Raw genomic sequence first — 1,374 nt, forward strand, 5'->3', positions numbered from 1 at the left:
TCCAAACCAAAAACAAGCGAGGTAAATTTCTGATGTCCACTAATAATACTACACTCAAGATGCTCGGAATTCTAGACAGTAATATCCACTCATATGAAGCGAGAGAGGAGTACCGTGGTCGCGGTGCCCGCAGGCGCAAATGCATTGTTTTGTTTGCGGAATTGTCGTACCAGCTAACCAAGTGTCCTAAGTGCCAGTTCCTCGCCTTGCGTCCTAACGGGCACAAGCTAGTCCACGTGCAACTTCGTTCAGTTGAGGGTCAACCGGTGGTTCTTGATCTTAATAAGCAACGGTGGATGTGTGACCATTGCCACCATACTTCTACTGCTACGACGCCGGTCGTTAAGCCCGGAAACTCCATTGCCAATAAAACTAAAGAATACGCACTAAAGCTCGCTAAACAATCCCTCAATTTGAAGGCAATCGCTAAGATTTCTGGAGTATCACCAAATACTGTATCACGCACTTTGAACGATGCCATCCACTTTCGTGCGGCGCGCTTTTTACCAACTGATCTCTGCTTCGATGAATTGCGCACCACGCACGGATGGATGTCCTTCATCTGCGTTGATGCTCACTCCCATAAACTCGTGACAATGCTGGGTGATCGCTACAATGCCTCTATCAAGAATTTCTTCATCAATCAATATTCACTAGCTGAACGCAAAATGGTTCGGCACATTGTTATGGATATGAATGCTTCATATGCGTCACTAGTACACGAAGTCTTCCCCAATGCTGAAGTTGTTTACGACCGCTTCCACATTGTGCAATTGCTTGGCCGTGCTCTCGATCAAATTCGCATTCAGTGCATGAAGAGTATCGACTCGAAGACTCGCGTCCACAAGGCTTTGAAATCTTGCTGGCGCCTATTCCACAAAATTCATCCGGAGGCGCGAAAGCGACAATTCAAGTTTGGTATTAACGAAGAAATGACTGAACAGGAAGTGATTGACCTTGCTACCAATGATTTTCCTGAACTTAAACACGCATACGAAACCTACGTCACCTTACACGATGCGTTGATGAACGGAAAGCCGGCAGACCTAGAGGACATCATCAAAGAATACTTCGCTCAGAACAACGCCATGGATATTGCCATTAGCACTTTGCGTAAGAACCTCCGCGGGGTGGTTATCGCGGCCAAAAGTCCGCTATCTAACGGTCCCATTGAAGGGGTTAACCGAAAAATCAAAGAACTAAAACGTGGCTGTTACGGCTTTTACAACCAATTAAACATGTTTAAACGGATATACCAAATAACGGCATAATATTTATTTCGCCTTAAAAATCGCATCCTTTTAAGTCCTATTTGTTGTGCCTTCATAACGGTTAAAGTTACTGGCATTAAAGACTTTAGAGTCAAAGTCACCA

1 protein-coding gene is annotated in these 1,374 nt (G+C 44.8%); it reads left to right on the forward strand.

What is annotated here, in order from left to right:
- Window positions 1-32 precede the first annotated feature (32 nt).
- Window positions 33-1,271 carry an ISL3 family transposase gene (locus tag FC18_RS00285; protein ID WP_054680740.1) on the forward strand — a complete coding sequence of 413 codons (1,239 nt, stop codon included), beginning with the start codon at window positions 33-35 and terminating at the stop codon, window positions 1,269-1,271.
- The last annotated feature ends 103 nt before the right edge of the window (window positions 1,272-1,374 follow it).

Source organism: Lacticaseibacillus sharpeae JCM 1186 = DSM 20505, from assembly GCF_001436225.1.
Classification (GTDB): domain Bacteria; phylum Bacillota; class Bacilli; order Lactobacillales; family Lactobacillaceae; genus Lacticaseibacillus; species Lacticaseibacillus sharpeae.